The organism is Streptomyces sp. NPDC107521 (assembly GCF_055598485.1).
Genome location: NZ_JBVKAT010000045.1, coordinates 1 through 7,720, shown reverse-complemented (window position 1 = coordinate 7,720; position 7,720 = coordinate 1). Strand labels below are relative to the sequence as shown.

The 7,720-nt window shown below is 73.5% G+C and carries 1 protein-coding gene; it reads right to left on the bottom strand.

The window, feature by feature from the left end:
* Positions 1–7,535, bottom strand: a 7,535-nt coding sequence (locus ACZ7LB_RS31800; protein ID WP_471473149.1) for an SDR family NAD(P)-dependent oxidoreductase, incomplete at its 3' end; no start/stop codon positions are given.
* Between the last annotated feature and the right edge of the window lie 185 nt (positions 7,536–7,720).

Genomic DNA, 7,720 nt, shown 5'->3' with positions numbered 1-7,720 from the left:
ACCGGCACCACCGGCGGCACCACCACCGACACCACCCCGGCGACCACCGGCTCCTCCGGCGCGGCCTCCAGGATCACATGCGCGTTCGTACCGCTGATGCCGAACGAGGAGACGCCCGCGCGGCGCGGCCGCTCACCGGAGGCCGGCCACTGCGCCGCCTCCGTCAGCAACTCGACCTCGCCCGAGGTCCAGTCGATGTACGGGGACGGCTCGTCCACGTTGAGCGTGCGCGGCAGCACACCGTTCCGCATCGCCATGACCATCTTGATCACACCCGCGACACCCGCCGCGGCCGACGTGTGACCGATGTTCGACTTGATCGAGCCCAGCCGCAGCGGGCCGTGCGTCCGCTCCTGGCCGTAGGTGGCGAGGACGGCCTGGGCCTCGATCGGGTCGCCCAGACGCGTGCCCGTGCCATGGCCCTCGACCGCGTCCACGTCCGCCGGGGTCAGGCCCGCGTTCTCCAGCGCCTGCCGGATCACCCGCTCCTGCGACGGACCGTTGGGGGCGGTCAGACCGTTGCTCGCACCGTCCTGGTTGACGGCGCTGCCCCGGATCACACCGAGCACACGGTGACCGTTGCGGCGCGCGTCCGACAGCCGCTCGACCACGAGCAGCCCCAGACCGTCCGAGAAACCGGTACCGTCCGCACCCGCCGCGTACGACTTGCAGCGACCGTCCGGAGCAAGACCCCGCTGACGGCTGAACTCCTGCAACAGGAACGGACCGGACATCACCGTGACGCCGCCGACGAGGGCCATGGAGCACTCGCCGGAGCGCAGGGCCTGCGAGGCCAGGTGCATCGCCACCAGGGAGGAGGAGCAGGCCGTGTCCACGGACACCGCCGGACCCTCCAGCCCGAGGTTGTAGGCGACGCGTCCGGAGACCACGCTGGTGGTGGTGCCGGTCAGCCGGAAGCCCTCCAGCTCCGGCGGGGTGGACACGGCGTAGTCGGTGGAGACGACACCGCAGAAGACGCCGGTGTCGGTGCCGCGCAGGGCGGCTGGGTCGATGCCCGCGTTCTCCAGGGCCTCCCAGGACGCTTCGAGCAGCAGCCGCTGCTGCGGGTCCATGGCCAGCGCCTCACGCGGGCTGACGCCGAAGAAGCCCGCGTCGAAGTCGGCGGCGTGGTCGAGGAATCCGCCACCGCGCGTGGTGAGCGTCCCCGGCTGCTCCGGGTCGGGGTCGTAGAGCCGTTCCAGGTCCCAGCCCCGGTCGGTCGGCAGGCCCGAGATGGCGTCCCGGCCCTCCGCGACCAGCCGCCACAGCTCCTCCGGCGAGGTGACCCCGCCCGGGTAGCGGCAGGCCATGCCCACGATCGCCAGCGGCTCGTCGGTCCTCGGGCGCTTCCGCTGGGTCCGCGCCGGGGCGGCCGAGGGCTCCGCCGCGCCCACCTCGTTGAGCAGGAGGCGGGCGATGGCGACGGGGTTCGGGTGGTCGAAGACCAGGGTGGTCGGCAGCCGCAGGCCGGTGGCCTGGGTGAGCCGGTTGCGGAGTTCGACGGCGCCGAGCGAGTCGATGCCCAGCTCGCGGAAGGCGCGCTCGGGGTCGACGGCGGAGCCGGAGGCGTGGCCGAGGACGGCGGCGACCTGGGTCAGGACGACGTCCAGGACCACCTGCTCCCGCTCGCTCCCGGACACGCCCGCGAGCCGCTGTGCCAGGGAGCCCGCGCCGGCGGGGTCGGTTCCCCGGCTCCGGGCACGGACCAGGCCGCGGAACAGCGCCGGGAGCATCCCGGTCCGCGCCTGCGTCCGCAGTACGCCGAGGTCGAGGAGGACCGGCGCCAGCAGGGCCTCCTCCGACCGCCGCGCCCGGTCGAACAGGTCCAGGCCGAGTGCGGTCGGGAGAGCCCTGGTGCCCATGCGCTCCAGGCGGGCGATCTCGGCCTCGCCGAGTTCACCGGCCATGCCGCCCGCCGTCGCCCACAGGCCCCACGCCAGCGACGTCGCCGGAAGCCCGGCCGCCCGGCGGGACGCGGCGAGGGCGTCCAGGAAGGAGTTCGCCGCCGCGTAGTTGCCCTGGCCGGGACCGCCGATGAGGGCGGAGACGGAGGAGAAGAGGACGAAGGCGGAGAGTTCGCTGTCGGCGGTCAGCTCGTGCAGATGGGCCGCCGCGTCCAGCTTGGGCCGCATCACCCGCTCCAGCTGCTCCGGGGTCAACGACTCGATGACACCGTCGTCCAGCACACCGGCCGCGTGCACGACCGCCGTCAACGGAGTCTCCACCGAGGCGATCACGGCGGCGAGCTGCGCACGGTCGGCGACGTCGCACGCCTCCACCCGCACCCGCGCACCCAGTTCCTCCAGCCCCGCCACCAACGCGGCCACACCGTCACCGGCGGCACCACGACGGCTGAGCAGCAGCAGGTTCCGGGCACCGTACTCCCGCACGAAATGCTCCGCGAACGCGGCACCCAGACCACCCGTGCCACCGGTGATCAGCACCGTGCCCTCGGGGTCGAGCGGTGCCGGAACGGTGAGGACGACCTTGCCGACGTTGCGGCCCTCCCGCAGGAACCGGAACGCGTCCACACCCCGGCGCACGTCCCAGGTACGGATCGGCGCGTGCCGGAGGGCACCCTGCTCGAAGAGCGAGACGAGGTCCCTGAGCATCTGCCCGATCCGCTCGGGACCCGCCTCCAGCAGGTCGAACGCCGTGTAACTGACCCCGGGGTGGGCCCCGGCGACGGTCTCCGCGTCGCGGATGTCGGCCTTGCCCATCTCCAGGAACCGGCCGCCGCGCGGCAGCAGGTCCAGCGAGGTGTCGATGAACTCGCCCGCAAGCGCGTTCAGGACGACGTCCACACCCTCACCGCCGGTGGCCCGCAGGAACTCCCCGCCGAAGGCGAGGTCGCGGGAGGAGGCGATGCGCCCGTCGGGGATGCCGCGTGCCCGGAGCGTGTCCTGCTTGGCCGCGCTCGCGGTGGCGTACACCTCCAGGCCCCAGTGCTGGGCCAGTTGGACGGCGGCGGTACCGACACCGCCGGCCGCGGCGTGCACCAGCAGCCGCTCCCCCGCCCGCACGCCGGCCAGATCGGTCAGCGCGTAGTACGCGGTGAGGAACACCAGCGGCATGGCCGCCGCCTCGGTGTACGACCAGCCGTCGGGGATCGGGGCCACCACACGGTGGTCGGTGATGCCGACCGGGCCGAACGGGTCCATCAGCAGACCCATCACACGGTCCCCGGGCACCAGCCCGGTCACCTCGGAACCGACCTCCAGCACCACACCGGCGGCCTCGCTGCCCAGCGGCGCCTCGCCCGGATACGTCCCCAACGCGATCAGCACGTCACGGAAGTTCAGCCCCGCGGCCCGGATACCCACCCGGACCTCCTCCGGGCCGAGCGGACGCTCGGCGTCGGAGGGCAGCAGGGCGAGACCGTCCAGGGAGCCCTTCTCGCGGATGCCGAGCCGCCAGGCCCGGCCCTCCGGCAACTCCTCCGCCCGCGCCAGCCTCGGCACCAGCACCTCACCCGAACGCACCGCGAACTGCGGCTCGTCCGAGACCAGCAGCCCCGCCCAGTCCGGACCGACCGCACCCGCCACCCCATCGGCGCCCGAGCCGGGCTCCGAGCGCACAGCGGCATCCACGGCCCGCTCCGTGCCGAGATCGACCAGAGTGAACCGACCCGGATTCTCCGACTGCGCGGTACGCACCAGACCCCACACCGGAGCCTGCACCAGATCCGGGGCCTCGTCACCGACGGCAACACCGTTCCGCGTCACCACCACCAGCCGCGAACCCGACAACGACCCACTCGCCAGCCAGCGCTGCAACAGCTCCAGCGTCTCCGCCGTCACCGCACGGGCCGCCCGTACGGAGTCGGCGGAACGGTCCGGGGTCCCGATGGCCACGGCCACGGTCCCGGGCGCGGTCGCACCCTCCGCCACCGCCCGCTCCAGCGCCGCCAGATCCGCGAAACGCTCACCCGGCACCGGACAGTCCCCCAGGACCGCCACGGCCGCCGGCACACCCGCGTCGTCGGCCCCGGACGCGAGACCCACCGGGGTCCAGTCGACCCGGTACAGCGGGTTGGCGTTCTCCTTCGCCCCCTGGAGCTGCGCGGCGTCCACGGGCCGGAAGGCCAGCTTGGCCACGCCCGCCACCGGGGCGCCGTCCTCGGTCACGAGGTCGATCCGCAGCGCGGACGCCCCGGCCGGGGTGAGCCGCACCCGCACGCGGGAGGCCCCGCTCCGCCCGAACCGTACGCCCGACCAGGCGAACGGCAGCTGGGCGGCGGGCTCGCCGTCGGCGGCCAGTTCGTCGAGCCCGCCGTGCAGCGCTGCGTCGAAGAGCGCCGGGTGGACCAGGAACTCGTGCCCCGCTCCGGTGTGCCCGTCGGGCAGCGCGACCTCGGTGTACACGCTCTCCTCGTCGCGCCAGGCGGCGCGCACACCCTGGAAGACCGGCCCGTAGTCGAGCCCCAGGTCGGCGAAGCGGCCGTAGAGCGCGTCCAGGGCGAACGGCTCGGCACCGGCCGGGGGCCACTGCTCCGGCCACTCCGCGGCAGCGGCATCCGCCGCCGTCAGCGTGCCCCGGGCGTGGCAGGTCGCCCGCCGTGCCCGGTCCTCGTCGGCGGTCTCGGGGCGGGAGTACAGGGCGGCCTCACGTCGGCCGTCCTCGTCCGGCTCCCCGAGCCTGACCTGGACGTGGACCGCGCCGGCCGCGTCGAGCACCAGCGGCGCCTCGAGCACCAGCTCCTCCACGACCGGACTGCCGGCCTGCCGCCCGGCGGCACCGACCAGCTCGACGAGCGCGGTGCCGGGCACGACCACGGAACCGTGCACCACGTGGTCCTTGACCCAGGGCGCGGTGTCCTGGGACAGCCGCCCGGTGAACACCCACTCGTCCCGGTCGCCGACCGCGACGGCCGCGCCGAGCACCGGGTGCTCGATCCGGCCCAGCCCGGCGGCCGCCGGGTCACCCGAGCCCGCCCCGGGGGCGATCCAGTAGCGCTCGCGCTGGAAGGCGTAGGTCGGCAGGTCGACGCGCCGCACACCGGTACCGGCGTAGAACGCAGCCCAGTCGACCGGGACACCGGCCGTGTGCGCCTGCCCCAGGAAAGCCGCGAAGGCCTCGGCCTCCGGAGTACGCGCCCGCAGCACGGGCACGAAGACCGCCTGGTCCTCGTCGAGGATCTGCCGGGCCATCGCCGTCAGCACGGCGTCGGGGCCGACCTCGACGAAGCGGGTCACGCCTTCGGCGGCGAGGGTGGTGATGCCGTCGGCAAAACGGACCGCTTCCCGTACATGGTTGACCCAGTAGGAGGGATCGGTCAGCTCGTCGGAGACCAGGCCGCCGGTCAGGTTGGACACCACCGCGATCCGGGGCTCCTGGAAGGCCAGCCCCTCGGCCACGGCCCGGAACTCGTCGAGCATCGGCTCCATCAACGGCGAATGGAACGCATGACTCACCCGCAGACGCGTCGTCTTGCGGTCCGCCCACACCGGCAGCCACTCGTCCAACGCCGCCAGCTCACCCGAAACCACAACAGCCCGGGGGCCGTTGACCGCCGCGACGGACAGACGGCCCTCGAAGCCCTCCAGGGAGGCGAGAACCTCGGCCTCGGTCACCCGGACGGCCACCATGCCGCCACCCTCCGGCAGCGCACCCATCAACCGGCCACGAGCCGCCACCAGCCTCGCCGCATCCGCCAGCGACAGCACACCCGCCACATGAGCACACGCCAGCTCACCCACCGAGTGACCCACCACCACATCCGGCGTCACACCCAGCGACTCCAGCAGACGGAACAACGCCACCTCGACCGCGAACAACGCGGCCTGAGTGAACTCAGTCCGATCCAGCAGAGCAGCCTCCGCCGAACCCTCCGCCGCGAACAACAACTCCCTCAGCGAACGCCCGAGATGGGCGTCCAGTTCACCGCACACCTCGTCCAACGCCGCCGCGAACACCGGATAGGCCGCCGCAAGACCGGCACCCATCCCCGCACGCTGCGCACCCTGCCCCGTGAACAGGAAACCCGTCTTCCCACCGACAACCGCCCGCGCGGTCACCGAACCGTCCACCACCCGCTCAAGCGCGGCGACCAGCTCATCACGACCCGACGCCACCACCGCCGCCCGACGCTCGAACTGCGCCCGCGACACCACACCCGAGAACGCCACATCGGCCACGTTCAGGTCGGGCCGGGACAGCAGGTGCGCCCGCAGCCGCTCCGCCTGACCCGCCAGCGCCTCCTGGCTCTTCGCCGACACCACCACCGGAACCGGCAGTGCCGTCGGCGCCGGGGCGGTTCCGTCCCCGGAGTCGACCGTGGCGGACTCCTCCTCCGCAGGGGCCTCCTCAAGGATCAGATGCGCGTTGGTGCCGCTGACGCCGAAGGAGGAGACGCCCGCGCGGCGCGGCCGCTCGCCCGAGGGCAGCCAGGGCTGTGCCTCGGTCAGCAGCTCGACCTCACCGGAGGTCCAGTCGATGTACGGGGACGGCTCGTCGACGTTGAGGCTCTGCGGCAGCACGTCGTGCCGCATCGCCATGACCATCTTGATCACGCCCGCGACACCGGCCGCGGCGGAGGTGTGGCCGATGTTGGACTTGATGGAGCCCAGCCGCAGCGGGCCGTTCACCCGCTCCTGCCCGTACGTCGCCAGCAGCGCCTGTGCCTCGATCGGGTCACCCAGCCGCGTACCGGTGCCGTGCCCCTCGACCGCGTCCACGTCCGCCGGGGCCAGCCCCGCGTTCTCCAGCGCCTGCCGGATCACCCGCTCCTGCGACGGACCGTTCGGCGCCGTCAGACCGTTGCTCGCACCGTCCTGGTTGACCGCGCTGCCCCGCACCACACCGAGCACACGGTGACCGTTGCGCCGCGCGTCCGACAGCCGCTCCAGCACCACCAGGCCGAGGCCGTCCGAGAAGCCGGTGCCGTCCGCACCCGCCGCGTACGACTTGCAGCGACCGTCGGGGGCCAGACCCCGCTGGCGGCTGAACTCGATCAGGAGGGTGGGTCCGGCCATGACGGTGACGCCGCCGACGAGGGCCATGGAGCACTCACCGGAGCGCAGGGCCTGCGAGGCCAGGTGCATCGCGACGAGCGAGGAGGAGCAGGCCGTGTCCACGGACACCGCCGGACCCTCCAGCCCCAGCGTGTAGGCGACGCGTCCGGACACGACACTCGTCGTGCCGCCGGTCAGCCGGAAGCCCTCGACCTCGGGCAGGGCGCCGGGCGGGGTCGCCGCGTAGTCGGACGGGCCGACGCCGCAGAAGACGCCGGTGTCCGTGCCGCGCAGGGCCGCCGGGTCGATCCCGGCGTCCTCCAGGGCCTCCCAGGACGCTTCGAGCAGCAGCCGCTGCTGCGGGTCCATGGCCAGCGCCTCGCGCGGGCTGATCCCGAAGAAGCCCGCGTCGAAGTCGGTGGCCTCACGGAGGAAGCCGCCGGACCGGGTGTACACGGTGCCGAGCTGTTCGGGGTCGGGGTCGTAGAGGTGATCGAGGTCCCAGCCGCGGTCGGTGGGCAGGCCCGAGATCCCGTCCCGGCCCTCCGCGACCAGCCGCCACAACTCCTCCGGCGAGGACACCCCGCCCGGATAACGGCAGGCCATACCCACGATCGCCAGCGGCTCGTCCGCCCTCGGACGCCTCCGCCTCACCCGCGCCGGAGCGGCCACCGCACCCGCCGCACCCACCTCCGACAACAACAACCGCGCCACCGCGGCCGACGTCGGATGATCGAACACCAACGTCGACGGCAACCGCACACCAC